Source organism: Glutamicibacter sp. V16R2B1, from assembly GCF_005774635.1.
In the GTDB taxonomy this organism is placed as follows: domain Bacteria; phylum Actinomycetota; class Actinomycetes; order Actinomycetales; family Micrococcaceae; genus Glutamicibacter; species Glutamicibacter creatinolyticus.
This window is the reverse complement of record NZ_VATX01000012.1, coordinates 259,346-284,563: the sequence shown is the minus strand read 5'-3', so window position 1 is coordinate 284,563 and position 25,218 is coordinate 259,346. Positions and strand designations below refer to the sequence as shown.

Annotated in this window: 26 protein-coding genes and 1 tRNA gene; 12 read left to right on the top strand and 15 right to left on the bottom strand. The window is 65.7% G+C overall.

The features are described from left to right. Positions 1-27: 27 nt before the first annotated feature. The 3 genes from FDN03_RS08705 to nrdF all read left to right on the top strand — a co-directional run bounded on the left by FDN03_RS08705 (position 28) and on the right by nrdF (position 2,548). Positions 28-444 carry a cupin domain-containing protein gene (locus FDN03_RS08705; RefSeq protein WP_138176011.1) on the top strand — a complete coding sequence of 139 codons (417 nt, stop codon included), beginning with the start codon at positions 28-30 and terminating at the stop codon, positions 442-444. 511 nt (positions 445-955) lie between these two features. Next, positions 956-1,438: a class Ib ribonucleoside-diphosphate reductase assembly flavoprotein NrdI gene (nrdI, locus tag FDN03_RS08700; RefSeq protein ID WP_138176009.1), complete on the top strand. Its 483-nt coding sequence runs from the start codon at positions 956-958 to the stop codon at positions 1,436-1,438. Positions 1,439-1,522: 84 nt separating this feature from the next. Further along, positions 1,523-2,548, top strand: coding sequence for a class 1b ribonucleoside-diphosphate reductase subunit beta (gene nrdF / locus FDN03_RS08695; protein WP_138176007.1), 1,026 nt, complete (start codon positions 1,523-1,525; stop codon positions 2,546-2,548). Between the two features lie 38 nt (positions 2,549-2,586). Here nrdF and FDN03_RS08690 read toward each other — a convergent pair whose 3' ends face one another. From FDN03_RS08690 to FDN03_RS08680, 3 genes are all read right to left on the bottom strand, one after another. Further along, positions 2,587-4,020, bottom strand: a complete 1,434-nt coding sequence (locus tag FDN03_RS08690; protein ID WP_138176005.1) for an L-lactate permease — start codon at positions 4,018-4,020, stop codon at positions 2,587-2,589. A 246-nt stretch (positions 4,021-4,266) separates the two neighbouring features. After that, entirely contained in the window at positions 4,267-5,319 is a 1,053-nt protein-coding gene (locus tag FDN03_RS08685) for an L-idonate 5-dehydrogenase (RefSeq protein WP_138176003.1), read from the bottom strand. Then, the gene (locus FDN03_RS08680) at positions 5,309-6,079 is read right to left on the bottom strand and encodes an SDR family oxidoreductase (protein WP_138176001.1); all 771 of its coding nucleotides are present in this window, start codon (positions 6,077-6,079) and stop codon (positions 5,309-5,311) included. Before FDN03_RS08680 ends, FDN03_RS08685 begins: the two co-directional genes overlap by 11 nt. A gap of 342 nt (positions 6,080-6,421) precedes the next feature. Between FDN03_RS08680 and FDN03_RS08675 the strand changes: the two genes are divergently transcribed. The 3 genes from FDN03_RS08675 to FDN03_RS08665 all read left to right on the top strand — a co-directional run bounded on the left by FDN03_RS08675 (position 6,422) and on the right by FDN03_RS08665 (position 9,009). After that, positions 6,422-7,297, top strand: coding sequence for a permease (locus tag FDN03_RS08675; RefSeq protein ID WP_138175999.1), 876 nt, complete (start codon positions 6,422-6,424; stop codon positions 7,295-7,297). A gap of 147 nt (positions 7,298-7,444) precedes the next feature. After that, the gene (locus FDN03_RS08670) at positions 7,445-8,650 is read left to right on the top strand and encodes a S8 family serine peptidase (protein WP_138175997.1); all 1,206 of its coding nucleotides are present in this window, start codon (positions 7,445-7,447) and stop codon (positions 8,648-8,650) included. A 95-nt stretch (positions 8,651-8,745) separates the two neighbouring features. Further along, on the top strand, positions 8,746-9,009 hold the full coding sequence (locus tag FDN03_RS08665) for a hypothetical protein (protein WP_138175995.1): 264 nt from the start codon (positions 8,746-8,748) through the stop codon (positions 9,007-9,009). Between the two features lie 44 nt (positions 9,010-9,053). On the opposite strand, the gene FDN03_RS08660 is transcribed toward FDN03_RS08665, so the two are convergent. Next, the gene (locus tag FDN03_RS08660) at positions 9,054-9,965 is read right to left on the bottom strand and encodes a P1 family peptidase (protein WP_138175993.1); all 912 of its coding nucleotides are present in this window, start codon (positions 9,963-9,965) and stop codon (positions 9,054-9,056) included. Positions 9,966-10,236: 271 nt separating this feature from the next. Here FDN03_RS08660 and FDN03_RS08655 point away from each other — a divergent pair, with 271 nt between their 5' ends. After that, entirely contained in the window at positions 10,237-10,866 is a 630-nt protein-coding gene (locus FDN03_RS08655) for a TetR/AcrR family transcriptional regulator (protein ID WP_138175991.1), read from the top strand. 61 nt (positions 10,867-10,927) lie between these two features. Beyond that, positions 10,928-12,025 carry an alcohol dehydrogenase catalytic domain-containing protein gene (locus FDN03_RS08650; RefSeq protein WP_138175989.1) on the top strand — a complete coding sequence of 366 codons (1,098 nt, stop codon included), beginning with the start codon at positions 10,928-10,930 and terminating at the stop codon, positions 12,023-12,025. 143 nt (positions 12,026-12,168) lie between these two features. On the opposite strand, the gene FDN03_RS08645 is transcribed toward FDN03_RS08650, so the two are convergent. The 4 genes from FDN03_RS08645 to FDN03_RS08630 form a co-directional block, all read right to left on the bottom strand. Further along, a complete protein-coding gene (locus FDN03_RS08645) occupies positions 12,169-13,947 on the bottom strand; it encodes an oleate hydratase (protein WP_138175987.1) in 1,779 nt (592 codons plus the stop codon). Positions 13,948-14,009: 62 nt separating this feature from the next. Continuing rightward, a complete protein-coding gene (locus FDN03_RS08640; RefSeq protein ID WP_138175985.1) occupies positions 14,010-14,864 on the bottom strand; it encodes a 3-hydroxyacyl-CoA dehydrogenase in 855 nt (284 codons plus the stop codon). A gap of 92 nt (positions 14,865-14,956) precedes the next feature. Further along, on the bottom strand, positions 14,957-15,589 hold the full coding sequence (locus FDN03_RS08635; protein WP_138175983.1) for a TetR/AcrR family transcriptional regulator: 633 nt from the start codon (positions 15,587-15,589) through the stop codon (positions 14,957-14,959). A 568-nt stretch (positions 15,590-16,157) separates the two neighbouring features. Then, positions 16,158-16,233: transfer RNA gene (locus tag FDN03_RS08630), tRNA-Ala, on the bottom strand. Between the two features lie 185 nt (positions 16,234-16,418). On the opposite strand from FDN03_RS08630, the gene FDN03_RS08625 reads away from it, so the two are divergent. Continuing rightward, positions 16,419-16,850 (top strand): VOC family protein, encoded by a 432-nt coding sequence (locus tag FDN03_RS08625; protein ID WP_138175981.1) that lies wholly within the window; start codon positions 16,419-16,421, stop codon positions 16,848-16,850. 106 nt (positions 16,851-16,956) lie between these two features. Here the strand turns inward: FDN03_RS08625 and FDN03_RS08620 are convergent, their stop codons facing one another. After that, positions 16,957-18,195, bottom strand: coding sequence for an MFS transporter (locus tag FDN03_RS08620; RefSeq protein WP_138175979.1), 1,239 nt, complete (start codon positions 18,193-18,195; stop codon positions 16,957-16,959). A gap of 517 nt (positions 18,196-18,712) precedes the next feature. On the opposite strand from FDN03_RS08620, the gene FDN03_RS08615 reads away from it, so the two are divergent. Next, positions 18,713-19,156 (top strand): hypothetical protein, encoded by a 444-nt coding sequence (locus FDN03_RS08615; protein WP_054821076.1) that lies wholly within the window; start codon positions 18,713-18,715, stop codon positions 19,154-19,156. Between the two features lie 142 nt (positions 19,157-19,298). On the opposite strand, the gene FDN03_RS08610 is transcribed toward FDN03_RS08615, so the two are convergent. Next, positions 19,299-19,778 (bottom strand): hypothetical protein, encoded by a 480-nt coding sequence (locus FDN03_RS08610; RefSeq protein WP_138175977.1) that lies wholly within the window; start codon positions 19,776-19,778, stop codon positions 19,299-19,301. Positions 19,779-20,128: 350 nt separating this feature from the next. Between FDN03_RS08610 and FDN03_RS08605 the strand changes: the two genes are divergently transcribed. Both FDN03_RS08605 and FDN03_RS08600 read left to right on the top strand, forming a co-directional pair. Beyond that, positions 20,129-20,668 (top strand): hypothetical protein, encoded by a 540-nt coding sequence (locus tag FDN03_RS08605; protein WP_138175975.1) that lies wholly within the window; start codon positions 20,129-20,131, stop codon positions 20,666-20,668. After that, the gene (locus tag FDN03_RS08600; protein WP_138175973.1) at positions 20,668-21,135 is read left to right on the top strand and encodes a YetF domain-containing protein; all 468 of its coding nucleotides are present in this window, start codon (positions 20,668-20,670) and stop codon (positions 21,133-21,135) included. Before FDN03_RS08605 ends, FDN03_RS08600 begins: the two co-directional genes overlap by 1 nt. Before the next feature lie 91 nt (positions 21,136-21,226). Here the strand turns inward: FDN03_RS08600 and FDN03_RS08595 are convergent, their stop codons facing one another. The 5 genes from FDN03_RS08595 to FDN03_RS08575 all read right to left on the bottom strand — a co-directional run bounded on the left by FDN03_RS08595 (position 21,227) and on the right by FDN03_RS08575 (position 25,159). Further along, positions 21,227-21,970: an MBL fold metallo-hydrolase gene (locus tag FDN03_RS08595; RefSeq protein WP_138175971.1), complete on the bottom strand. Its 744-nt coding sequence runs from the start codon at positions 21,968-21,970 to the stop codon at positions 21,227-21,229. 3 nt (positions 21,971-21,973) lie between these two features. After that, positions 21,974-23,812: a thiamine pyrophosphate-requiring protein gene (locus FDN03_RS08590; RefSeq protein WP_138175969.1), complete on the bottom strand. Its 1,839-nt coding sequence runs from the start codon at positions 23,810-23,812 to the stop codon at positions 21,974-21,976. A gap of 77 nt (positions 23,813-23,889) precedes the next feature. After that, a complete protein-coding gene (locus tag FDN03_RS08585) occupies positions 23,890-24,210 on the bottom strand; it encodes a hypothetical protein (RefSeq protein WP_138175967.1) in 321 nt (106 codons plus the stop codon). A 4-nt stretch (positions 24,211-24,214) separates the two neighbouring features. After that, positions 24,215-24,874, bottom strand: a complete 660-nt coding sequence (locus tag FDN03_RS08580; RefSeq protein WP_138175965.1) for an isochorismatase family cysteine hydrolase — start codon at positions 24,872-24,874, stop codon at positions 24,215-24,217. 33 nt (positions 24,875-24,907) lie between these two features. After that, entirely contained in the window at positions 24,908-25,159 is a 252-nt protein-coding gene (locus FDN03_RS08575; RefSeq protein WP_054821171.1) for a DUF4235 domain-containing protein, read from the bottom strand. Positions 25,160-25,218 lie beyond the last annotated feature (59 nt).

Below are 25,218 nucleotides of genomic sequence, written 5' to 3'. Positions count from 1 at the left end.
ACGCACCGACAACGATGTGGAGGAACCATGTTCGAAGCCCGGGGTGAGAACGAATTCGACTACCAGCTGCACGGCGGCAGCAGTATGCGCCTGCAGCACCATTTTGGCGGCAACACCGGCATGGCAGTGGCCATCCAGACCTGGATTATCCCGCCCGGCGGCCATGAGGGGTTCCACGCACACGACCAAGACCTGCCCCTGGAGGAGTTCTATCAGGTCATCGAGGGCAGCGCCAAAATGCGCGTGGGCGATCAGCTGCATCTGCTCAATCCCGGCGACAGCGTCTTGGCCCCTTCGGGGGTGCCGCACGACCTGAAGAACATCGGGCAGGGCGACCTGCGGATGCTCGTGGTGTGGGGTCCACCGGCCAGCTTTGACCTTTCCTCCTTCGGCTCCCACCGGAAGGACGGCGCGCTGCGCAACCGGCCCCCGCGGGCAACCTAGGCCAAACACCGCATTACCCGGGCCGCCCGCGCCTTGCGCACCGCGGCAGGGCACCTTGGCCCGGTTTTCCAATGGTGCGCCCCCGCTTCCCAGCCACCGCGCCATCGCAAGTGGGACGCCCCATCAACTGGGCGGACCCCGCGGGCCTGGTCGTCCATCTCCGTCTTTGGGTCCTAGGCCCACGTCTGGGCTGCACCCCATGTCAGCCGCTTCCCCTTCCCGTGGGGCGCCGCGTTCATCCGTGCCATACGCACCACTGCGTGTGGCCTCTTGCCGGGCAACCCGTCCGCGCCTGGTTTCGTCCTTCCCGAACGGCCCAAGACCACCGAATCCTCCCGTCGCACTTTGATGCCCTCCCCCTTCCACACCCGGCCTTCGAGCATGAGTTTGACGGGTCAAACTTTTAAGTTGGCTTAATCAAAACTTTAAGCAAGAATGTTTGAGGTGCGTCGCGGTGAGATGCGCACCGCCCCGTCCTGGGTCCCGATGTTCTGCAACCACGGAGGTTTCAATGACGCTCAGAGCGACCCCCGACAGCCGCGTTTCCCCGCCCGATCTGGCTCCGGAAGACTCCCCCAACCTCATCTACTTTTCCAGCGTCTCGGGGAACACGCGGCGTTTCGTCGAAAGACTGGGAATGCCGGCGGCCCGTATCCCCCTGCGGCCGCGGCTGGAGGGCATGTTGCACGTCAACCGGCCCTTCGTACTCATCGTGCCCACCTACGGGGGTGGCTCGCGGTCCCGGGCGCTGCCCCGACAGGTGGCCCAGTTCCTGAATGTCCCCCGCAACAGGTCACTGCTGCGCGGTGTCATCACCGCCGGCAACACGAACTTTGGCCAGGACTACTGCCTGGCGGGCACCGTCGTGGCCGAAAAGTGCGGCATTCCGGAGCTCTACCGCTTTGAGCTGCTGGGCACGCCCCACGATGTGGCGCGGGTCCGCGAGGGACTCGCCCTGTTCTGGAGCACCCAGCCCACCGACCCCGAGGACTGAACCGCGGACGTCAGCAACGTTGTCGACCACGGACCGGAACCCATCACGCCGGTCCACCGCCCCACCGAGAAAGGCCAACCACCCATGCAAGAACGACTGCTCGAACCGGAGCTGAGCACCGTATCGGTCACCCCGCCGGAATACCGCAGGAATCCTGCGGCCCGGCTCCGGCCCATCAACTGGAACCGCGTGCAGGACGAGAAGGACCTGGAGGTCTGGCTGCGGTTGACCGCCAACTTCTGGCTGCCGGAAAAGGTGCCGTTGTCCAACGACCTGCCGGCCTGGAAATCCCTCAGCGAGCTGCAGCGCACCCAGACCATGCGGGTGTTCACTGGTTTGACGATGCTCGACACCCTGCAGGCCACCGTCGGGGAGATCTGCCAGATCCAGGACGGGCGCACCGAACACGAGCAGGCGGTGTACACGAACATTGCGTTCATGCAGTCGGTGCATGCCCGCTCCTACTCCAGCGTCTTCTCCACGCTCTCGGACACCCCGCGAATCGATGCGGCCTACCGGTGGGCGGTGGACAACGACCTGCTGCAGCAGCGCTGCAAGTCCGTGATGGCGCACTATTACGGGCAGGACGCGCTCAAGCGAAAGGTGGCCTCCACGCTGCTTTCCTCGCTGCTGCTCTACGCGGGGTTCTACCTGCCGCTGCACTACTCCGTGCATGCCACGCTGACCAACACCGCGGACATGATCCGGCTGATCCTGCGGGACAAGGCGATTCACGGCTACTATTCCGGGTACAAGTACCAGCGCAGCCTCGCCGAGCAGGACGCGGGGCGCCAACGCGAGATGCACCAGTTCACACAACAGCTGCTTCACGACCTCTACGAGCTGGAGCTGCGCTATTCCGCCCAGCTCTACGAGCCGCTGGGGCTCATGGATGACGTGGCGGTCTTCGTGCGCTACAACGCCAACAAGGCGATGATGAACCTGGGGTACCCGGCACCGTTCAGCGCCGCGGAAACCGCGGTGAACCCCACCATCCTGGCGGCGCTGTCACCGGGATCGGAGGAGAACCATGACTTCTTCTCCGGTTCGGGCTCCTCCTACGTCATTGGACGCGCCGAGGACACCCACGACGCTGATTGGGAATTCTAGCGGCTCGGGCCGCCTGGCATGCCCGGCGGCCCTAGTCGCTATCCTCCGACGCCGGGGGCCAGGGCGGCCACCCACGGCAGGAGCGCGGCCAGCACCACAACCAGCAGCCCCACCGCGCCCAGAAGCTGGCGCTGCCCGGAGGCGGGCAGCGTCTGCCCGGGCGGATAGGTGACCGACACGGCGAAGGCCACCCGCGGCGGGGAGGCGATGATCGCCACCGAGCCAGCCACGTTTTGCCCGGCCAGCAGGATCAGCGGGCTGCTGCCCAGCTGGTTCGCCGCGGTGACCGTGGCGGTGGAAAACATGGCCGCCGCCCCGGTGTTGGAGCCGGTCAAATAGCCGCCCAGCGCGCCGATCAGCGGCACCAGCAGGGTGAAGCCACCGCCCAGGGACGCGGCGGTGCTGGCCAGCTGTTCGGCCATGCCGTTGGCGGACATCAGCGATCCGAGCAGCATGTACAGCAAGGTCACCAGGGCGACGCTCTGCCAGCGCCCCCAGATGACCGGCCACACCTCGTGCAGCATCCTGCGCGGCCAGCGCAGCAGCAGCACGGTGATCAGGACCGTGAGGTTCAGCCAGAGCGCCGGGTTGGTCGCGATCTTCCCGCTCCCACCGGCCAGGGCCACCGCCAGGTTTGAGAGCACCAGCCCGCCCACCAGGATGGCGTAGGGCAGCAGCGCCCGGCCCAGCCGCCAGATCGAGGGCAGCGGCCCACCACGGCGCAGCCGCCACAGCGTCACCGCGATGACCCAGCCGCTGGCCAGCACCCCGGCCAGCGGTGGGCCAAAGAAGTAGTTCGCCGCGATCAGCACCAGCCATTCACCCAGCAGCAGCAACACGACGAAGCCCGCCTGCCCCCAGCCGATGCGGCGCTGGTTGAGCCCGATGATCAGGGCTGCGTTGATGACCAGCACCGGCAGGCTGAGCACCGCGCTCCACACGCCCAGGCCGGTGAAGTCAACCTGACCCAGTTCGGCGGCCACCAGGGTACCGGGCCCCAGCGATCCCCAGGGCACCAACACCAATCCCAGCATTCCGGTAACCACCGCGCGCGCCGGGCTCAGCCCGAAGCCGACCAGCAGCGGGGCGGTGATCACCACGCCCAACCCAAAGCCGGTCACCGATTCCATGAAGGGGGTGACTCCCAGGGCGATGAGCAGCAGGGTGGTCAGCCGGTCCCCGGAGGTTTCGGTGGCCCGCAGCCATCGGGAAATTACCGCCTGCCCGCCGCTGCGGGCGGAAACCTCGGTCAGTCCCACCCCACCGAGCAGAATGAAGATCACCGTCAGGGTGGTTGGCCCCATGGCCGTGCCGACCTCGGCCGCGGCCGGGGAGGAGAGCGGAAAGGCGAGCCAGGTGCCGATGACGGCGGTGGCCAGGGCCGCCAGCGCCGCCCGGGTCGGCGAGACGCGAAGCACCAGCAGGGCAATGACCAGCACGATCGGGGCCAACGCCACCGTGAAGTTCAGCAACGGCCCACCCCCGGGCGCCGTTCCGGTTGCCGGGCCACCGGCCGGACGCGCGTTTCGCCCCCGGGGTATCGGTGGGCGGGTCGGGCTCGGGCGGGGGACGGTGTGGGCATGGGCTCAAGCTATCATCCGCGGCGGGCCAGGCGTGCGCAGGCTGAGGGTCGGCCGTGCACGCGTGGCATTGGGGGCTGGACGCGTGCACGGCCGGGATGGTCAGGCGCCGTATCACTCGGATCCGGCGCGGGCCGCTTAGGCCTCGAAGCGCAGCAGCACCTTGCCCGATGCGGCTGAGTTGCGCGCGGTCTCGAACGCCTGCAGCGCGTCGGCCAGCGGGTATTCGTGGGTGACGGCGGCGTCGATGTTCAGCGAGCCGTCGGCCAGGGCGGTGAGCACCTGGTCGATCTCGTCGTTGAAGCGGAAGGAGCCGACCAGCTCCAGCTCACGGGTGATCGCCAGTGAGATCAGGGCCGGCTGTTCCCCGGAGGGCAGCAGCCCCACCATGACGACCCGCCCGCCGCGCACGGCACCGCGCACGGCCGAGGCCAGCCCGCGGTGGTTGCCGGTGGCCTCGATGACCACGTCCGCATGGACCTGGGCGATCTCTTCGGCCTGATCGGCACGCAGCGTGCGGTGCGCGCCCAGTTCGGTGGCGGTCTGCAGCGGCTTGTCGTGCATGTCCACCGCAATGATCTCCCGGGCCCCGGCCCGCTTGAGCACCGCGACGCTCAGCGCACCGATGGGTCCGGCGCCGACGACCAGCACCCGGCGGCCAGCCACCTCACCGGCCCGGGATACCGCATGCCAGGCCACGGCGGCCGGTTCGGCCAGCGCGGCGGCGCGCAGCGTCAACCCCTCGGGCAGGGCCCGCAGCATCCGGGCCGGGAGGTTCACCCGGGTGGCGAAGGCGCCCTCGGTGTGCGGGAAGCGTGCCGCCGAGCCCAGGTAAGTGCACCCCGGGGACAGGTTGGGTCGGTGGCTCGGGTACGGTTCGCCGGTCTCGCCCGGGGTGGCCGGGTGCACGGCGACGCGCGTTCCGGCGGCCGGGCCGCTGCCGTCGGCGGCGGCTTCCAGCACGGTGCCCACGATCTCGTGCCCGAGCACCATCGGGGCCTTCAGGATCGATTCGCCCGCAGCCCCGTGCTGCCAGTAGTGCAGGTCGGATCCGCAGATCCCGCCGTAGGCGATGGCCACGCGGGCCTCGTCGGGCCGGGGAGCCGGCAGCTGGATCTCGGCGACACGCAGGTCCCCGGCCGCATGGGCGATGACCGCGGTGGTTTGCGTGGCAGTGGGGTTAGACGACAACGCTCATGCCTCCGTCGATGAAGATGGTCTGCCCGTTGACGTAGTTGGAACCGTCGGAGGCCAGCCAGATGGCCGGTCCGGCCAGATCCGCGACGGTGCCCCAGCGGTTGGCCGGGGTGCGGCCCAGGATCCAGGAGTTGAACTGCTCGTCGTCGACGAGGTTTTGGGTCATTTCGGTGTGGATGTAGCCCGGGGCGATGCCGTTGACCTGGATTCCGTGGCCGGCCCATTCGGCGGTCATCGCACGGGTGAGGTTGCGCAGCCCGCCCTTGGCGGCGGTGTACGCGGAGATGGTGGGCCGGGCCAGGTCGGTCTGCACCGAGCAGATGTTGATGATCTTGCCCGCACCGCGCTTCACCATGCCGCGCGCGGCCTCCCTGCCAACCAGGAACGCGCTGGTCAGGTTCGTGTCAATGACCCGTTGCCAGTCCTCGACCGCCAGTTCCAGCAGCGGTACCCGGTGCTGGATGCCGGCGTTGTTGATCAGGATGCGCAGCGGGCCGATCTCGGTTTCGATGCGGGTGATGGCTTCGGCCACCGCGGTGGCGTCGGTGACGTCGAAGCAGGTGTGGTGAATGCGTTCGGCGCCGAAGCGGTCGGTGAACTGCGCGACGGTCTGCGCCAGCCGCTGGGGGTCGCGTCCGTGCAGGATCACCGTTGCACCGGCCTCGGCGAGCGCCGCGGCCAGTTCGCGGCCGATGCCGCGGGAGGAGCCGGTCACCAGTGCCAGGCGTCCGGTGAGGTCAAAGAGCTGGCTCATGCGGATTCCTTCTCTGTGCCTGCCGCAGCAGGCGTGGGGGTTGTTGCTCACGACGCCGACAACCACGGGAACCCCGGTCGACCTCGACGTCGCACTCAGTGACGGCCGGCCCCGGTGCTGCCGGAGGGCGCGTCCGCTCTTAGTTATAGCAGATATATAGGATCAACTAGAACAATAAGTACGATTTATTGACCCTCGTGTGGTGGCGCAGGCGGCGGGTGCCCATGGGCACGGACATGAAGTTGTGCTCCCGCAACCGCTGGGCAATGCTGGGGGGATTGAGGTTCGCGCCCGCCGCCGGAGCGCGGCCGGTCACCGGCTCACCACACCCAGGGAGGTTCTGTGCGTTCTGGCTCGGGCACAACGGGCCGCGGCGTGATCGCCTCGGTGGGAGCCTCCCTGCTCTTTGGCGTCATCTTCCTGGTTTCGGGCAGGGTGCAGGCCTCGGCCGAATTTGTCTTTGCCTGGCGGGTGCTGGCGATCCTGGGCTGCTATCTTCCGGCTTTGCTGCTGTCCTCGGGTCGGCGCGCCCTGGGGGAATACTTCACGCTGCTCACCGCCCGCCGCACCCACCTGTGGCTGCTGCTGCCGCTGAGCCTGATGGTGGGCGTGCAGCTGTGGCTGTTCGTCTGGGCCCCGGCCCACGGCAAGGCGCTGGACGCCTCGCTGGGTTTCCTGCTGCTGCCCATCACCCTGGTGCTCGGCGGGCGCTTTGTGTTCAAGTCCCCGGTCTCCATGTTGCAGTGGCTCAGCGTCGTGGTGGCCGCGCTGGCGCTGGCGCTGAAGATCGCGGTGGCTCCGACGTTCTCCTGGGTGACCTGGTTCATCGCCCTGGTCTATCCGGTGTACTTCATGCTGCGGCACCACACCGGGCTGGATCACCGGGCCGGTTTTGCGGTGGAGGCCGCGGTGCTGACCCCGCCGGCCCTGGTGCTGCTGGCCGTCCTGCCCGGTCCGTCGCATCAGCCCGGACAGCAGGCGGGCGTCGCGGTGATCGCCGTATGCGGCGCGGTGGCGATGGTGGCCTACCTGGCGGCGTCCCGGCTGCTGCCGCTGCCGCTGTTTGGCCTGCTCTCCTACCTGGAGCCGCTGATCCTGGTGGCCGTCGCGCTGCTGCTGGGCGAGCGGTTGGCGCCCATGGATGTGGCCGTCTACGGCCTGCTGGCCCTGGCGCTGCTGATCCTGGGCTTTGAGGCGCTGCGTGCCCTGCGGCGCTAGGCCATCTGAGGCGCCAACTGCCGGGGGCGGGCAGACCTACCCAGCGGCGGGCGGGACGAGTAGAGTGCTGGGTACTCGCCTGAGTAGGCCGATACCCGTGGCTGCCAGGGGTTCATCCCGGCGGCGCGCCGTGAAAAGGAGCTGGTCATGTTCGATCCCGATGAGCCGCTGTCCGTGAGCGTCACCTCCGAGGCGATCCCCGGACGCTACGTCGTCATCTTCGACGGCGCCGAGCCGGTGGGCACCCCGATGACCAGCCTGGGGGTGCTGCAGGAGCAGGTGCCCGAGGTGCTTTCCGACGAGGGCTACTCGCTCAAGCACTACTTTCCCCGGCTGGGCATGGCCGTGGTGGACAGCGAGTCCGGGCAGGTCGAACAGCTGCGCGAACGCTGCGCCTCCCGGCGCCTGCCGATGAAGGTGGTGCCCGAACGGATCTACCGCATCCAGGTCAACACCGGGGACGTGGCCGCAGCCGAGCGGCCGGCATACGCGGACACCGACGAGCTGACCTGGGGACTGCAGGCGGTAAAGGCCGTGGAATCGGGGTACACCGGGGCCGGGGTGAAGGTGGCCGTGCTGGACACCGGGTTCGACGAGAACCACCCGGACTTCGCCGGCCGACAGGTCACCACCAAGTCCTTCGTGGAGGGTGAGGATGCCCTAGACGGGCACGGGCACGGCACCCACTGCATCGGCACCGCCTGCGGCCCGCGCGGCGTGCCTGGCCAGCGCGGCTACGGGGTGGCTTCCGGGGCGAGCATCTTCGCCGGCAAGGTGCTGGGCAACTCGGGTTCGGGCACCGACGCCCAGATCCTAGGCGGGATCGACTGGGCGCTGGAGAACGAGTGCCAGGTGATCTCCATGTCGCTGGGCGCGGACGTGCGGGAGGTGCACCCGCCCTATGTGGCCGCCGGACGCCGGGCCCTGGAGCTGGGGTCGCTGATCGTGGCCGCGGCCGGCAACAACGCCCGCCGCCCCCAGGGGAACTACGGGTTCGTCGGCGCCCCGGCGAACAGCCCATTCGTCATGGCGGTGGCGGCCCTGGACGAGGGGCTGAAGGTGGCGGACTTCTCCGCCCGCACGCTGCCCGGCCGCGGCGGGCAGGTGGACATCTCCGGGCCCGGGGTGCGCATCTACTCCTCGTGGCCCGGCGAGCAACGCTACAACACCATCAGCGGCACCTCGATGGCCACCCCGCACGTCGCGGGGATCGCAGCCCTGCTGTGCGAGGCCACCGGCTTCCGGGCCCGGGAACTGTGGGCGGAGCTGGTGCAGGAAGGCGAACGCCTGGAGCAGTTCTCCGTGGACGTGGGGGCCGGAATGACCCAAGCCCCGCCCCCGGCCCAGGCCTAGGAGCCAAGGCACATCCAGACGCCGCACCGCCAGGGGCTCCGGAGCCGCGGTGCCGGCGCGAACAACCCGGGGCGGTCAACACGAAGTAGGGTGCGATGGACGAGAAGAAGCAGGAATCCCAGGTGACCGAGACGGTGATTGTCACGATCCGCTCCGAGGACCTGGCCCAGATTGATGACGTCGCCGAGAAGCTGCGCGCCGCGGGGCTGATGGTGGACAACGTGCTCAAGACCCTGGGCCAGGTCACCGGCACCACCACGGCGGAGCACGTTGACGCGCTGCGCCAGGTGGAGAAGGTGGAGTCGGTCAGCCCGCAGCGCACCATGCGGATCGCTCCCCCGGACTCGGACGTTCAGTAACCCCGGGACCGGTGTCCCGCCTGCCGAAGCCGCGGTGGGCGGGTTTAGCCGCGCGAGCGGATCGCGTCGGCGACGGCGGCGTTCGCCAGCATCCGCACGGTGTCCACTGGGGCGGACACCTGCCCGGTGGCCACGGCGATCAGGGCATCTCCGTCCATCCGGGTGTGCGGCGGGAAGACCGCCCGCGCCAACCCGTCGTGCCCACCCTCGGCCACCACCTTGCAGCCGACCTTGTCCAGTTGCGCGTTGGTGATGACCACCCCGATGGTCGTGTGGGTGCGCGGCAGCGGTCCGGAGGCCAGGGCGGCGAAGGCTTCGGCCGCGGCGAAGGAGGGCGGGTCGGGCTCCTGCCGGATGTCGCCGAGGGCATTGACGGCGCAGATCGCCGCGACTCGCAGCTGCCCCAGCCGGTGTTCGGCAAAGCCCAGGCCGGCGCGGTGTGCCTGCCCTGGACCGCGCCATTGACTCGAGCGCGCCCCGGTACCCGCCCCAACCGGTCCCACCTCAAATTCGGCGGCAGCGCTGCTGGCCGCCCGGTAGCCGGCCTGGGCGTCCGGGCGGATGCTGCTCTCACCCAGCGCGAGGTCAAAGAGCCCCAGGGCCGGAACGATCGGCACATTGCCGGCCGGGGTGGGCACCCCGCGCCCCTGCTCCTCCATCCAGCGCATCACCCCGTCGGCGGCTGCCAGGCCGAACGCCGAACCGCCGGTGAGCAGCACTCCATCCACGCGGGCCACGGTCTTTTGCGGGTGCAGCACATCTAGTTCCCGCGTGGCCGGGGCACCACCGCGCACCTCATAGGAGCCCACGCTGCCCTCGGGCAGCTCGATGAGCGTGCATCCTGTCATCGCTCGGGGATCGCGCCAGTGCCCTACCCGGACGCCCTGAATGCTGATCCTTTCCCGGTTCGCCGCCGCAGTGGGCCCACCAGGGCCCGGTGCTTCCTCGCGCTGCATTCCAGTCTCCTCATTCCACCGTGCATTCCTGTCCATGCTTCTGCATCACCAGCCCGCTGTCTAGGGGGTTCGAACGCCGGGAACGCCTCACCAGACATTGATCTGGGCGGGAGAGCACGGCTTTCGCTGGCGGCGCAACCCGGTTCATGCACACGGAAACTTACAGGTCAAACTGGTGATTGTCGGTCTACCAACAACGTGCTTCACCAATTTAGGTGACGCGTCAAGAAAGTTTATAGACACCTGTCTAAAAAGTGCTTACACTGATGGCATGACCCCCAACGAGCAGCTCCCCCAGAGCCCCGCAGGCCGCGCGCCGGATCCACGCAAGGAACGCACCCGCACGGCCATTGTGACCGGGTTGAGCACCCTGTTGCGCCGGGGGCACTCGGAGTCGACGGTTCGTGATGTGGTGACTGAAGCCGGTGTCAGCCGGGCCGCGTTCTACACCCACTTCAGCGGAGTCGATGAGGTGGCGCTGGTCGTGCTGCGCGAGATTTTTGACGAGCTGCGCGAGATCCACCTTTCTGAGCGCCGCGAATTGGGACAGCGCACTGCCGCCTCGGTCCGCGCTGGGCAGGAACGACTGGCCGACGCGTTCTGGCAGCAGCGCGATCTGCTGCGTCCGCTGTTGGAGGGCAGCCACTCGGCAACGGCGTACATGGCCATCGTGCGCGCCTTCGCCAAGACGATCGAATCGATCATGTGCACCGAACTGCCCCGGATTCCCGCGGGCATTGATGCCCGCCTGGCCTCAATAGCGGTCGCCAACACGCTCGTGGGACTGCTCGCCGCGTGGGTCACCGGCCACATTGACGTCGACCGGAAGACCATCGTCGACCACCTGGTGGCGATGCTTCCGGCCTGGATGTCGGAACCAGATTTGCCCACCGCGCACTAGCGGCGGGCCGGAACGACGTGCGTCTTCCTGCGCACGCCAAGATGCAACGAAAGGTAAGACCATGAAGGCTTCGGTTACCACCGGTGTCGGCAAAGGCTTCAAGACCACACAGGTGCAGCTCGCGGACCCGATCGGCCGCGAAGTGCTTGTCACCGTGAAGGCATCGGGGCTGTGCGCCTCCGACCTGCACCTGGAGCAGGGCGCGGCCACCACCCTGGGGTTCCCGGCGGTGCTGGGACATGAGATCTCTGGTGTCGTGGAGGCCATCGGTCCCGAGGTGACGACCATGAACGTTGGCGACCACGTGGTCGCCAGCCTGATTCAGTTCTGCGGGGCGTGTGTTGACTGCCTGTCCGGACGGACCTACGCCTGCTCCAACCCGGGTGCGACCCTGCGCAAGGCCGATGAGCCTTCCCGCATCATCCTGGAAGACGGCACCGATGTCACCCAGGCCCTGGGTCTGGGCGGGTTTGCCGAAAAGGCCCTGGTGCACGAGAACCAGCTGGCCGTGGTGAACAAGGAGATCCCCTTCCCACAGGCGGCGGTGCTGGGCTGCGGCGTCTCCACCGGAGCCGGCGCGGCCATCAACTCGGCGCAGGTGCGCGTCGGGGACTCGGTGGCGGTCATCGGCACCGGCGGCGTCGGACTCAACGCGATCTCCGGGGCCCTGCTGGCCGGGGCGACCACGATCATCGCCATCGACATCAGCGATGACAAGCTGGCCGTGGCCAAGAAGTTCGGTGCCACCCACCTGATCAACTCCACCCAGGTTGACCCGGTCGAGGAAGTCAGGCGGACCACCAACGGTGGGGCGGACCACGTCTTCGAGATCATCGGGCTGCCGGCCACCCAGAAGCAGGCGGTCGCCATGCGCGGGATGCTCGGCACCGCCTACCTGATCGGCATCGCCCGCCCGGGAACCGAAGTGGAGATGCCCGCCGATGCCGGCGCCCTGTTCAGCCAGGGCGGGGTGCGGATGGTGAAGATGGGTTCAACGAACCTCAAGCGCGACATCCCGATGTACGCGGACATGTACGTCCAGGGGCGGCTGAACCTCGATGACCTGATCTCCCAGGAGATCTCCATCGACCAGATCGAGGAAGGCTACGAGGCACTGAAGCGCGGCGAAGTCATCCGCTCGATCATCACCTCGTTCTGATCCGCTGAGCATGCTTCGGGGCGGCCCACCGAGGTGGCGCCGCCGCGAAGCCGGCAAGCCGCAGTCAGCAACGCTTCTCCGCGGCTTTAAGCCCAGCTGCCCGCGCGGTGCACCAAGCACAGCGCGGGCAGCGGCGAACAGGCTTACTCGCTGAGCAGCTTGTACTCGCTGAGCAGCTCCCCGATTTCCGTGTCGTCCAGCCGCTTCATCAGCAGCCTGCGGAACAGCGCCCCACCGGGAACGTTCAGCTCCTCGCCGTCACGCAGCTTGCTGGTGGCCGACAGCAACTTGCGCACGTCGTAGGTGGAGTTGTAAACCTCGGGCACGGCCCGCTCGACATCCAGCAGCGTGTAGACCGACTCCATGGCGGTACGCACCGAGTATTCGGTGGTGAAGATGGTATCGCGTTCCCCGGATTCGGCGAACTGGCCGATGAAGGCGAAGTTCACCGAGCCCTGGGGGACGACATCGGGCCGGTCTCCGGCCTGACGCGGCATGAAGAACGACGTCACGTACGGCATCATCACCGGCACGGTTTTTGCCCCGGTGGCCGCCACCTCCTTGATCTCATCCTGCGGCACCCCCAAGTGGTAGAGCCACTCCTGAGCGATTTCCTCGCCCGTGGACTCCTGGATCGTCTTGCCGGTGAAATCCCCCGGTTTGTCGGAGTACAGCGCATAGACCCACACCACGATCTCGTTGGGCTTCTGCGACTTGAAGTGCGGCTGGCGGTTGACCGTCCAGGAGGTCAACCAGCTGGAGTCCTTGGCGGTGACGATGCCGCCGGTCACGACCTTGCCGCTGAAGGGGTCTCGTTTGGCGACCTTCTCGATGTACTTCGGGATGCGCTCATCCAAGGTGGTGACGGTCGCCGACTCCCACTTGGTTTCCTCGATGTGGTTGCCGAAGACGTCAGGGCGCCCGAAGGATGGATCCTTTGCGGCAATGCGCCGCCACAGGTCCCAGGCCGGAGCCGGTCCCTTGTCCACCTGGGCCGGGGTGTGCTGATCGCCCTCGAAGGAGTTCTCGGTCAGCGAGCCGATCGTCATGAACAGCAGGTCGTTCTCACCCAGGTCCACTCCCCCAGGCGTGCCTTCGCGTCCCGACTGCCAGTGGATGCGGGTGGCCTGCTTGCGTCCGGTGTTCGGGTCAACGTCGAAGTCCACGTCAGTGACCTCGGTGGAGTAGCGGAAGACCACTCCCCGCTCCTGCAGCCAGGTGACCAGTGGCATGACCAGTGATTCATACTGGTTGTACTTGGTAAATTTCAGTGCCGAGAAGTCCGGCAGCCCGCCAATGTGGTGGATGAAGCGATGCAGGTAGAGCTTCATCTCCAGCGCCGAATGCCATTCCTCGAAGGCGAACATGGTTCGCCAGTAGAGCCAGAAGTTGCTCTTGAAGAATTCTTGGGAGAAGACCTCGTTGATGCGCTTGTTCTCCATGTCCTCCCGGGTGGCGAGGAAGACCTTGATCAGTTCCTTCTGCGCCTTCTCGGACATGGCGAACTTGTTGTCGGTGTGCGCGTCCTGGCCACGGTTAATGGTGGCACGCTGCAGCGAGTAGTTTGGGTCGTCCTTGTTCAGCCAGTAGAACTCATCAAGCACGCTGGCGTTCTCGATCTCCAGCGATGGGATCGAACGGAATAGATCCCACAGGGTTTCGAAGTGGTCCTCCATTTCGCGTCCGCCGCGGATGACGAAACCCTTCTCCGGTTCCTTGATTCCATCCAGGGCGCCACCGGGCAGATCGAGCTCCTCCAAGATGGTGATGTTTTCCCCGGGCATCTGCCCGTCGCGAACCAGGAAGGCCGCGCCTGCCAGGGAGGCCAGGCCTGCCCCGACGAACCATGCCGTCTTGTCCTCCACGCCTTCGGGCTTGCGGGGCCGGGCGAAAGCGTAGTAGTTGCCACTGTTGTATTCCATTGCTCTGCCTTTCGTGTTGAGCGGTGTGTGGCGTGACGTGTTGGGTGCGCGCCCTGGTGTTGCTAGTAGGTGTAGAACCCGGAGCCGCTGGCGATGCCGAGCTTGCCCTGGTCGATGTAGTTTTCCTTCAGCCAGGCCGCCAGCTTCTGGTCCTTTTCATCGCCGTGGGCGAGGATGTTGTACGGGGTGGTCAGCCCAATGACGTCGTAGATCTGGAACGGGCCCATGGGGGCGCCGGTGGCGGTCCGCCAGACCTTGTCCACGTCCTGCGGTTCGGCGTAGCCGCCGGCGGCCAGCTCCGCCGCGGCGTTGAGGAACGGAACCAGCAGTGAGTTCAGCACGTAGCCGGACTTCTCCTTGTACACCGGGATGGGCACCATCCCGATTTCGCTGGCAAACTGCACGATCTGTTCGAACACTGCCGGATCGGTGTCCGCAGTGCCCATGACCTCGGCGGTATTGAACTGCCAGATCTTGTTCGCGAAGTGCAGTGCCAGGAACTTCTCGGGCCGCCCGGTGAAGTCCTTCATCGCGCTGGGCAGCAGGGTGGAGGAGTTGGTGGCAAAAATCGTGCTTTCCGGCGCCACCGCTGCGAGCTTCTCATAGGTCTGCTGCTTGATGGCCAGGGCCTCGGGCACAGCTTCGATCACCAGGTCGGCATCGCGCACCGCGTCGGCTAGATCCGAGGAGTAGCTCAAGCGGGTCAGCGCCTGATCGGCCTTCCCTTCGTTGGCTCCTGCCACGGCCTCGGCCTTGTAGGTTTCCACAAGCTTGGCGAAGCGTTCCTTCGCACCGATCAGCGCCGCATCGGAGATGTCGTACGCAGTGACTTCGAAGCCGCTGTAGGCGCTCTGGAATGCGATCTGCGATCCCAGGACCCCCGTGCCGAGCACGGTCACCTTGTTGATGCTGCTCATAGCCTTACTCCTTTTCTTGATGACCGGTTGCCTTGTCTGCGGAACCGGCAAGTTTGTCGTGGTTCTGTCACCCGGAGGTACGGACGCCGGGGTCACGTTCCAGGTGACAGGGTGGCCAGAACCCCGGCCACGATCTGGGACACCTGGTCGTTGAGGTCGGCAAAAACGTCCGCTCCGCCATGTGCACCGGTCGTTGACCGGGCGATGGTCAGGTGCATGGCCGCGAAGATCGCGGCGCTGGCGACACGGATTGCCTGCGGGTCCTGGGCCAGTCCGCGATCATCCGCTGCTGCCTGAATAACCGCTGCGATTGATTTCTCGATGCGGGCCACCAGGGCCAGGCCTTCTGAGCGATAACGCTCTGCCGCGACCCCAAAGAGCAGCTCGCGCTGGTAGACGGCGCTGTTTTCGGCTTGCTGGCGGGCACGGGCCAACGCTGGCTCCAGCAGCGACATGATGGCTTCGACGGGTCGACCTGACTGCTGAGCATGAGCTTCACCGGCTTCCAGGGCGGCACGAAATTCCTCGTTGTACACCATTAGCAGCAGCTCACTTTTGGAGGCCGCGTACCGGAACAGGGTGCCATCGGCGACGTCGGCACGTTTTGAGATTTCCTGAGTGGTCACGGCCCCGTAGCCGCGCTCGGCGAAAAGTTCCGAAGCGGCGCGGAAGATCCGCTCTTGTTTTTCTCGTGCATTGCGGTCCCGCCGCGACACCTGCGCCATGCCCTCACGATCCTTAACCAAATAATGAGTGAACTCATTTATGAGTGTACTCCGCTTTAGGATCGAGTCAAGCAGTAAACGGCTGCCCTTAACTACTGCGGATTCATGGGAGCGCACCCGCGAGCCGGACGCGATCCGCTCGACATTCTGGAGGTGCAGGGCGCAACGAAAATAGACAACTCCATACCCTGCTCAGCCTGCGGGCCTCGGCGCACGTCTCCGGGCTGATACTCACCGTATTCGTCATAGCCCCAACCTGGGCAAGCTGTCTCGAGGAAGACTCATTCATGGGCCGCCCTGCATGCACGGAAAAACGACCATGGTGGCATTCGGCATCGTGTTGGCGGCAGCATCTGCGGCCGTACTGTTCCAGGCTCCATGCGTCTGCCAGCACATAATCTCCCGACAGGCATTTCGTAGCGGCAAACGCTGACGGCAGCACGCTATCGGCTACCGCGCTGAAACCGGGTAAGCCTTTTCCGCCGGACCACCGAACGCCAGTCCGACGGAAAAGATCAGGCAAATAAAAAAGTCCCGAGGCATTTTGCGATGCCTCGGGACTTTTTACTGGTGGAGGTAAGGGGATTCGAACCCCTGACCTTCTGCATGCCATGCAGACGCGCTACCAACTGCGCCATACCCCCAGATGAAGGTGTGGTTGCCGGGGAATTTCTTCCCTTCGAACCGAGATAAAACTCTACCCGAAGCTCCGCCCTGAACGCCAATCGAGCTCACGAGACGCTGCTCACACTGCACCCTTCCGCGTTCCACCCCAAGCTGGAAGAATGAGCGCGGGACAGTTCGCTCCCATGAGACGAGAGGGAAACCAATGACCGTTGCAATGACTCCCTACCTGCGCTACGGCGGAGTCGCCCGTGAGGCGATGGAACTCTACCATTCGGTGTTTGGGGGTGAACTGAGTTTCATGACCTTCGCCGAAGGTGCCGGGGAAACCAACCCACAGGTAGCGGATCAGATCATGCACTCCTCGCTCTATGTGGATCGCGGGCTGCATCTGATGGCCTCGGACACTCACCCAGACATGAACGTCGGTCCCAATGGAACAATCGCCATCAGCGGCAGCGGTGAGGATGGGCCATCCGAGATCGATACGCTCAAGGAATGGTGGTCCAAGCTCAGCAAGGACTCACATATCGACATCCCGCTGGAGCAGGCACCCTGGGGTGACTACTTTGGCCAGCTGACCGACCGCTACGGGGTCACCTGGATGTTCAATATTGGAGCGGACGCCAGCCAGTAGGCTTGCACTGAATCAAGGAAGGGTGGTTCTTCGGCCTTAACCGGAGAACCACCCTTCCTCATCTACGGGACCGTGGGCGTCGCGCCGCCTCCATACCCGTCAGGATTTACCGAGCGGAGGATTCCGTCTCAGCCAGTGCTTCCCGGCCGATTTTCAGCCCGAGCTTGCGCGAGCGATATTCGGTGATCACGGCCAGAACCAGCCCAAGGGCCGCCAAAATGGCGCCGACAAATGCCGGGGCTCGGTAGCCGAAGCCAGCGCTGATCACCGCTGCGCCCAACGCCGCGCCCATCGCGTTGGCAACGTTCAGTGCCGAGTGGTTCAGGGATGCGGCGAGCGACTGGGCATGGGGCGCCGAATCCATGAGCAGCGTCTGCAGGCTCGGGATCAGCAGCGAACCGGTGGCGCCCATGATGAAGACCATGATGAAGGCGGGGATCAGCCAACTGGTGACCAGCCCGAAGATGATCATGACCACCACCATGATCACCGAGGTCAGCTTGATGGCACCGAATACGGACCAATCCGCGAGCCGGCCGCCGATCAGGGAGCCGACCACCATGCCCACCCCGTAGAGCGCCAGCGCGATCGGAACCAGGCCGATGTCCATACCGGTCACGTCGGTCAGCGTGGGGCTGATGTAGGAATAGACGGCGAAGAACCCTCCGAAGCCAACCACGCCGGTGGCCATGGCAAGCCACACCTGCAGGCTCTTAAGCGCCGAGAGTTCCCGGCGGATACTTGCTCCGGCCTCGGCCTTGCGCCATGGGACGAAAATGCTGAGCATCAGCAGCGTCAGCAGTCCAACGATTGCCACAACGAGGAACATGGAACGCCAGCCGGTCTCCTGACCCAACTTGGTCACCAGCGGCACCCCGGCGACGTTGGCGACCGAGAGGCCCAGCATGACCCAGGCGATGGCCCGCCCGCGCATCGAAGCGGGCACCAGGGAACCGGCCAGCACGCCAGCCAGGCCGAAGTAGGCGCCGTGCGGCAACCCGGAGAGGAAGCGGGTGAACAGCATCGTTCCGTAGTCGGGTGCCAGGGCCGAGGAAAAGTTGGCCAGCGTGAAGAAGATCATCAGGTACTGCACCGCGCGCTTGCGGGGGATCTTCGCCGCGAGCGCCGTAAGTATGGGCGCACCCACAACGACGCCGATGGCGTAGGCGCTAATCATCAGCCCCATCTGGGCGTTGTTCACGCCCAGATCCGCTCCGCCTTCCTGAAGTAGACCCATGATGGCGAATTCGGTGACTCCGATGCCAAAGCCACCCATAGACAGCGCCAGCACCGCGAACAGCAGCGCCCGCCCCTCCAGGATCTGGCTGGGCTGTGGATGTTTCATCAATCCCTCTTTTTCTTTGTGCCGCGTTGATTAACGGTACGGCTTCGTTGGCGCCCGGGTTCGATCGTAGTGGATAGCGCTGTCCGCACCGAACCTGCAAGTCACTCCGGAGAACTAAAGGCGCCGCACTCAGCTTGTTCCCAGCTTCGAGCGTGGAAGCATCGGTCGCCTTCCCGGACATATCGCCTCCCACTCAAGAGGAGTAACAACACCAGTTCCTAATATTGGACGTTTGTCAGAAAGGACTTGGATGATTAATTCACAAGCCCATCCGACCGCTTCGCCAAAGGCCGGCGCCGTATGGAGGAACCTTTTTGCCACAGTAAAAAGTGGCCCCGGTCACCGCCTCTAGTTTGGGATTGACTTCACAGCTAGGGTCAGGGCTACGCCCTTGGTCGTCGCTACTTCCTACCTTTGGCTGATCCGCAAGCCGGGGTTGGAGTCGGGGCAGCGCCGATACTCGCGGGGCTTTCCGGGTGGTTCCACCCGGAACACTTTCAATTGAAGGAGGTAGAAAATGACGAACCGCATGGTGCGTTCACGGACTGCCGAACTCGTTGCCGAGGTCTTAGGCTCACGGTACGGCAGAAAGCATTTGGAATCTCATGGCTGGGTGCCTGGCACTCCGATCATTATGACCCGAAGCGACGAACCCCTGGAAGATGTAATGGCGCTCGTGTCGCTACATGAAACCCCGGTTTACGTCGCGATGCTGGAGCAGGAGCCGGAACGGCTATGCCTGCTGCGCGTCACCTTGGGCACCTCTGCGCTTGAAGTCGTGAACGTTTGGGGCAAGGACGAAACCATCGGCTGCCTCTATGAAAAGGTCGTCCCGAAACTGTGGGAGACATTCCGGGTCCGGTTCTGGCGCTACAGCGCCGTGGCCCTGCGTGTGCCCGAGCTGCTGACTACCCAGATCCCCACCTACTGGCGTGCGCCCTCACCATTGGCAATCGCCTAGACAAAGACTCAACCCCCCTTCCCATATCAATCCATTTCTTTACCGCTCTGTGGGGTACCGTGCTGCGGTACCCCACAGAGTTTTCTGGTTCTACCCGAAAAAGGTATTGGCCAACTGTGGTATCCCAGCCTCACTGTGCTGGTCACCGGCGCGTGTAGGTGAACTGTTCTGGCCGCATCTGGCTGCTGAGGCTGTGCACCCGGTCAATCTGCCACTGGCCGCGCTCGGCCAGGCTGATCAGTTCGACTGGGTTCAGCCGTTCCTCGCTGGTCACCAGCGAGAGCAGCGTGTTCCACATGGCCAGTTTCGAACTCAGCAGACCGCATACCGCGTCCAGCTGCATCTGAGTACCGGCCATTGTCGGTGGAATGCCCATCTTGATTGTGGAAAAACGGTCGGACAGACACTTGTTGCCGATGCGTACCCGGCAACCACTAATCTCCTCAAACCCCAGACGGCCCATGATTGCGCGCAGGTCATTATGGTCATCACGCACCTGCTCATACATCTTCGCCAGCTCCGGGCCGAGGTCGGTGTTGCGCCACTGATGACAAACAGCTCCCAGATACCGGAGGCACATCTGTGAGGCTAGCGCGTGCTCCCGCAAATACTTTTCCAACACTGGCCGGTTCAAGCTCCTGCGTTCCATAACCACCTTCCCAAAGTCTCGAGAATGTGTCCTTGCGATAAGGCTGATGAACCGAAGGTCTCCTAGACTCCAGTTGCCTACGATTCTCGTTGCTGCTCCCCGAGCAGAACAAGGATTACCAGTGTCCTTTAGGGCTGGGAGCCCCGTTGTCGAAACTGTTTCGCTCACCCCTCTTCCGTAACTCGGTGCTGTCTGAGAGAATCCTGAAACCAGACTCTGACAAGGGAAATAGAACTAGCATCAGTGATAGAGAGTATGAATAATGCAGTTTTTGTCCCTGCTCAATGCTCAGCCTTTCGGGGAGAAATCGACAGGAGGAGACGATGCGGAACATCTACCAGGCGAAGGTCAATGATTCAACGCTGGATGACGTGATCGATGAGGATGAGAACCGCAGGCGGAGACTGGCCAGCCTTCTAATTCTGATAACGACGGCGCTGTTCATCCTCGCGGCCCTGGCCCACTCCTTTGATCGGGAGGCCACGGTCTCGCAAAACCTGCAGAACGGCAACGTGGAGTTGTCTTACCCGTCGGTGGCTCGGGCCGGTAATGAGATCGAGCTTGAACTGGACATCAATGACTCCGAGGGCCTTCCGGAGACGATCACGGTGGGGCTCACCGAAGAGTACCTCTCCTTCTTCGAGGGTCTGGACATCTACCCTGATCCCGAATCGCAGACCGCCGATGGGGATGGGAACATCCAGCTCACCCTGGCCACCGAACCCGGCGCCAAGGAGTTTCACCTGAAACTGACCGGCGAAGCGTCCGAGGAGTGGGAGCCGGCCACCGCCGGTACCCTCACCGTGGACACCGGCAAACCCGAGACGGCTGCGCTTGACTTCAAGACCTGGAGGATTCCGTAATGGAAATAGTCATCCGTGCAGCCATCGCCTTCTTCATTATCTGGCTGGTCACCCGCGCCGCGGGGCGGGCCACCCTCGGGGAGCTGAGCTCCTTTGAACTGGTGGTCTTCGTGGTCCTGGGTGACCTGGTCCAGCAGGGAATCACCATGAACGACCGCAGCCTGACCGGCAGCCTGCTGGCAGTGACCACCGTGGTCCTGCTCGCCGCGATCCTGGGCTATGCGAACATGCGCTGGCCCAAGTTCGGAAAGATCACCCAGGGCCGGCCCATCGTGCTGGTGCGGGACGGGCAGATTGACCGCAAGGCGCTGCACCGTGAACGCATCGGCATTGACGAGCTGAGCATGCTGGCCCGCCAGTCGGGCATCGAAAAATACAGTGAGATCCGCCTGGCGATCATGGAGGCCAGCGGGAAGGTTTCCTTCTTCACCCAGGAGGCCTCCGCGGACTCCGCCGATTCGGTCTGACACGGCCGCGTCCCCGCCCCGTCCGGAGTCGGACGGGGCGGGGACGCGGGTTCGATCGAATACGCTCGGAAGGCCCTGGTGGGCCGGTGACCTAGTCGGCCTTCGCCTTCCGGGCCTCCTCCACTGCGCTTCGGGCCCCGGAATGCCAGGGCTGGCCGTGGCCGCTGAGCAGCGTGCGGGCCTCGGTCTGGGCGATGGGCTCCAGGGAGCGCAGCGCCTGGTCAAGGTCCGCGGTGGCGGCGCTGGCCACGATCCGTGGACCGGTGCGGGTGTTGTACGGATCCAAGGTCACCACCGCATCGCCGGAGAACACCACGTCACGCTCGGGCAGGTGCAGCGCGCAGTGCCCGTCGGTGTGCCCCGGGGTGTGGATCGGAACCGGGTTGCCGGGCACCGGCAGCGGCTGCTGCTCCTGCCAGGTGTCGGTTTCCTGCACCCCGCGCACCCACAGGGCGCCATGCAGCATCATCTGCCCGAGCCCGGGCAGGGCCTGCGGGTGGGCCAGCGGGTAGAGCAGACGGCTGCCCTGGGACCGGTAGCGGTAGGGGTGGGCGGCCAGCCGCCGGTCCAGGGCGTGCACGTAGACCGGCACCCGGTAGCGCTGCTGGGCCCAGCGGGCGGTGCCCACGTGGTCGAAGTGTCCGTGGGTGAGCACGATGGCCCGCAACGGCTTGCCGTGGCGTTCCAGTCCGGCCAGCAGCCCGGCCAGGGCGTGGCGCATCGCGGGCAGGCCGGCATCGATGAGGGTGCAGCCCTGCTCGTCCTCCACCACATAGCAGTTCACGTTGGCCGCGGACACCAGGTAGATGCCGTCGGCGACGGTGGTGACCTCCATGGGCTATCCCTCCTGCGAACCGAACAGGTCGGTTTCGATTTTCACGTAGCGTTCCAGCAGCTCCAGGCCGTGGGCGCCGGAATCGCCTTCCTGTTCCAGGCCGTTGCGCAGGTCCGGCAGCTTCTGCACGAGGTGCGGCACCGGGGGCAGCAGCGGGGTGTCCGGGTCGGTGTGCACCTCCAGGACCACCGGGCGCTCCTCGTTCAGCGCCTGGTGCCAGGCGGCGCCGAGCTGTTGCGGGTCGGTGACCTTGATGCCGCCCAGGCCCAGCAGCCGGGCGTATTCGGCGAATGGGAAGCCGGGCAGCTGCTGGCTCTGCTCGTAGCGCGGGTCCCCTTCCGTTTCACGCTGCTCCCAGGTGACCTCGGCCAGATCGGAGTTGTTCAGCACGCAGACCACGAACCCGGGATTCGACCAGTTCTTCCACTGGGCGGCCAGGGTGATCAGTTCCGCGTTGCCGCTCATCTGCATGCCGCCGTCGCCGGCCAGCACCACCACCGGACGGTCCGGGTGCAGCAGCTTGGCCGCGATCCCGTAGGGCACTCCCCCGCCCATGCTGGCCAGGGTGCTGCACAGGTGGGCGGGCACATTCGGCGGCAGGATCAGCTGCCGGGCGTACCAGTACACGCAGCTTCCCACGTCCAGGGCCAGCTGGGCGTCGTGCGGCAGGTGTTCGCCCAGTTCGCGCACCACCAGTTCGGGGTTGATCGGCCGGGCGGGCACCGCGGCCCGCTGGCGGCGCACCTCATGCCAGTTGCGCACGTGTTCCTCGACCCGTTGCCGCCAGGCGCCGCGCTGCCCGGCGCGGCGGGTGATCAGCTGTTGGAGCCGTTCCAGGCTCAGCGCCGCGTCGCCGACCAGGGCGACCTCCACCGGGTAGCGGTTGCCCGGGCGCTGGGCGGAGATGTCGATCTGCACGCCCCGGGCGCTGCCGGGCTTGGGGTAGAACTCGGTCCATGGGTCATTGGAGCCAATGATCAGCAGGGCGTCGCATTCCTCCATCACCGCGGCGCTGGCCGAGGTGCCCAGGTGCCCCATGACCCCGGCGCTGGTGGGCAGGGTTTCATCCACGTAAGGTTTGCCCAGCAGGCTGGTGACCACCGCCGCGTCCAGCTCGTGGGCCAGTTGGCGCACCTGTTCCCCGGCCTGCCGGACGCCCTGGCCGACCAGCAGGGTGATGCGTTCGCTGTCATCGAGCAGGGCCGCGGCCTGCTGCAGTTCGGCTTCGCCGGGCATCGCGTTGGAGCGCTGCCAGCTGGCGGCGGTGGGAATCTGGCCGTGGGAGCCGCCGGGGATCTTTTCGGCCTGCTGCTGCACGTCGTGCGGCACGATCACCACGGCGGGCGCGGAGGTGGCCAGCGCGGTGCGCAGCGCCCGGTCAAGCACCGGGATCACCTGTTCGGCGGTGGTCACTTCCTCCCGGTAGGCGGCCACATCCTGGAACATGCCCTCCAGGTCGATTTCCTGCTGGTATTCGCTGCCCAGGGAGGGCCGGTTCTGCTGCCCGACGATGGCCACCACCGGAATGCTGTCCAGTTTTGCGTCGTACAGGGCGTTGAGCAGGTGCACCGCCCCGGGGCCCTGGGTGGAGGTCATCACCCCGATGTCCACCCCGGTGCCGGTATCGGCCTGCTGGCCAAGCTGGCCGAGCGCGTACTTGCTGTGGGCCACCGCCATGAACCCGGCGGCTTCCTCATGCCGGGCCTGGATGAACGGCATGGATTTGCGCCGCAGCGCGCCGAGGAACGTGTTGATCCCGTCCCCGCTGTAGCCGTAGATGCGGGTGACGCCCCACTCGGCAAGCCGGTCCACGAGGGTATCGGCCACTAGTCGCTCAGTCATTGCTGCCTCCTGTGTGTGCTCTCGCGCCGCGCCCCGGCTGCCAACCGGCAGCCGGGGCGGGTGGGAAGGCCCTGGGGTCAGTCCAGGTCCGGGTCGTCGCGGTGGTCGCCCTGGTTGGCGGGCCGGGCTTCGTCCACCCCTGGGTCGATGTCCTGTTCGAGCTGCGGGTCGCCCACGATCCGCTCCTCGTCGTCGCCCTCCAGCGGCCCGGTGCCGAAGGCGTGTTCGTCGTCCTCGTCCAGGATGGCGTCCTGGCCGCGCAGCGGATCCTCGGATTCCAGGGTCTGCGGGGCGTCGGAGGAGCCTTCGCTGACCGGCTGGCTGTCGCGTCCGTCGATCGGCTCGTCGATGTCCTCGTCGCGGCGCACGTCGTCAAATTCGGAGTTGTTCAGGGTCATGTCCTCAGTCCTTTCGTTCGCGCCCGGTGTTCGTGGGTGCATTCTCCAACGGGTTGGGGTCGGTCGATTCGTTGTGGTGGGAGTGCGAGACCTGGAGCAGGCGCACAATGGAGGAGGTTTCGGCCAGGCGCTGGCGGTGCTGCTCGCGCAGCAGCTTCAGGGTGACATCCTCAAAATCCGGGTCCTCGGAGGCCACCGCGTCGGTGGCCACGACCACGGCCAGGTTCGCGGCGAACGCGTCCGAGGCGGTGGCCGCCACGCAGGTGTGCGAGGACACCCCGGCCATGATCAGCGAGGTGACCCGGTGCTGCAGCAGCTGGGTGAGCAGTTCGGTGTTCCAAAAGACGCTGTCGCGCCGCTTGATGATGCTGATGGCCCCGTCCAGGTCCAGTTCACTCAGGTTCTCGGCCTGCTCGGTGCCCTCGAACAGGTAGCCCTGTTCGTCCTCCAGCATCTTCAGGGTCCAGGTGGAGCCGTCACGCTTGTGCACGGTGCGGGCGTTGATCACCGGTACCCCGGCCTCGCGGGCGGCGGCGATCAGGCGGTTGCAGTTGGCCACCACCTGATCGCGCTTGGCGGCCAGCTCCTCGGTCTCAAAGAACGCGTTCTGCAGGTCGATGAGCAGCAAGGCCGGATGCCGGAAGTCCCCACTGAGCTGTGTCATGCTGTCTCCTGTTGGCCCTGGCCCGCGGGCTGGCTAGCCGACCTTGGCTTCCAGCTGGCCGGTCCAGCGCTTGGTGATGGCCTGGATGACCGCGGCGCTCGCCCCGGAAATCGCGGCGAAGACCAGCAGCTTGGGCACGGTGGCCTGCTGCTGTTCCTTTGGGTTGGCCGGGCTCGGCGGCTCTTCGCCGGTGCCCTTGCGCCAGACGGCGCTGATGAGCTTGGTGCCGACCAGTCCGGCCAGCATCGACACTCCCAGACTCAGCAGACGGATCAGGATTTTCATTTCTATCCCCTTACTTCCCGCCGGTGGCGGGCTGTTGCTGATGGTTGGTGAATTGGAAA

Excerpts from the sequence above, each read along its gene's own strand:
- FDN03_RS08605 (WP_138175975.1), top strand. The coding sequence starts at position 20,129 with ATGCGGAACATCTACCAGGCGAAGGTCAATGATTCAACGCTGGATGAC.
- FDN03_RS08655 (WP_138175991.1), top strand. The coding sequence starts at position 10,237 with ATGACCCCCAACGAGCAGCTCCCCCAGAGCCCCGCAGGCCGCGCGCCG.
- FDN03_RS08600 (WP_138175973.1), top strand. The coding sequence starts at position 20,668 with ATGGAAATAGTCATCCGTGCAGCCATCGCCTTCTTCATTATCTGGCTG.
- FDN03_RS08620 (WP_138175979.1), bottom strand. The coding sequence starts at position 18,195 with ATGAAACATCCACAGCCCAGCCAGATCCTGGAGGGGCGGGCGCTGCTG.
- FDN03_RS08595 (WP_138175971.1), bottom strand. The coding sequence starts at position 21,970 with ATGGAGGTCACCACCGTCGCCGACGGCATCTACCTGGTGTCCGCGGCC.
- FDN03_RS08580 (WP_138175965.1), bottom strand. The coding sequence starts at position 24,874 with ATGACACAGCTCAGTGGGGACTTCCGGCATCCGGCCTTGCTGCTCATC.
- FDN03_RS08650 (WP_138175989.1), top strand. The coding sequence starts at position 10,928 with ATGAAGGCTTCGGTTACCACCGGTGTCGGCAAAGGCTTCAAGACCACA.
- FDN03_RS08615 (WP_054821076.1), top strand. The coding sequence starts at position 18,713 with ATGACGAACCGCATGGTGCGTTCACGGACTGCCGAACTCGTTGCCGAG.
- FDN03_RS08670 (WP_138175997.1), top strand. The coding sequence starts at position 7,445 with ATGTTCGATCCCGATGAGCCGCTGTCCGTGAGCGTCACCTCCGAGGCG.
- FDN03_RS08680 (WP_138176001.1), bottom strand. The coding sequence starts at position 6,079 with ATGAGCCAGCTCTTTGACCTCACCGGACGCCTGGCACTGGTGACCGGC.
- FDN03_RS08660 (WP_138175993.1), bottom strand. The coding sequence starts at position 9,965 with ATGCAGCGCGAGGAAGCACCGGGCCCTGGTGGGCCCACTGCGGCGGCG.
- FDN03_RS08625 (WP_138175981.1), top strand. The coding sequence starts at position 16,419 with ATGACCGTTGCAATGACTCCCTACCTGCGCTACGGCGGAGTCGCCCGT.
- FDN03_RS08645 (WP_138175987.1), bottom strand. The coding sequence starts at position 13,947 with ATGGAATACAACAGTGGCAACTACTACGCTTTCGCCCGGCCCCGCAAG.
- FDN03_RS08665 (WP_138175995.1), top strand. The coding sequence starts at position 8,746 with ATGGACGAGAAGAAGCAGGAATCCCAGGTGACCGAGACGGTGATTGTC.
- nrdI (WP_138176009.1), top strand. The coding sequence starts at position 956 with ATGACGCTCAGAGCGACCCCCGACAGCCGCGTTTCCCCGCCCGATCTG.
- FDN03_RS08590 (WP_138175969.1), bottom strand. The coding sequence starts at position 23,812 with ATGACTGAGCGACTAGTGGCCGATACCCTCGTGGACCGGCTTGCCGAG.
- FDN03_RS08575 (WP_054821171.1), bottom strand. The coding sequence starts at position 25,159 with ATGAAAATCCTGATCCGTCTGCTGAGTCTGGGAGTGTCGATGCTGGCC.
- FDN03_RS08585 (WP_138175967.1), bottom strand. The coding sequence starts at position 24,210 with ATGACCCTGAACAACTCCGAATTTGACGACGTGCGCCGCGACGAGGAC.
- FDN03_RS08635 (WP_138175983.1), bottom strand. The coding sequence starts at position 15,589 with ATGGCGCAGGTGTCGCGGCGGGACCGCAATGCACGAGAAAAACAAGAG.
- FDN03_RS08640 (WP_138175985.1), bottom strand. The coding sequence starts at position 14,864 with ATGAGCAGCATCAACAAGGTGACCGTGCTCGGCACGGGGGTCCTGGGA.
- nrdF (WP_138176007.1), top strand. The coding sequence starts at position 1,523 with ATGCAAGAACGACTGCTCGAACCGGAGCTGAGCACCGTATCGGTCACC.
- FDN03_RS08705 (WP_138176011.1), top strand. The coding sequence starts at position 28 with ATGTTCGAAGCCCGGGGTGAGAACGAATTCGACTACCAGCTGCACGGC.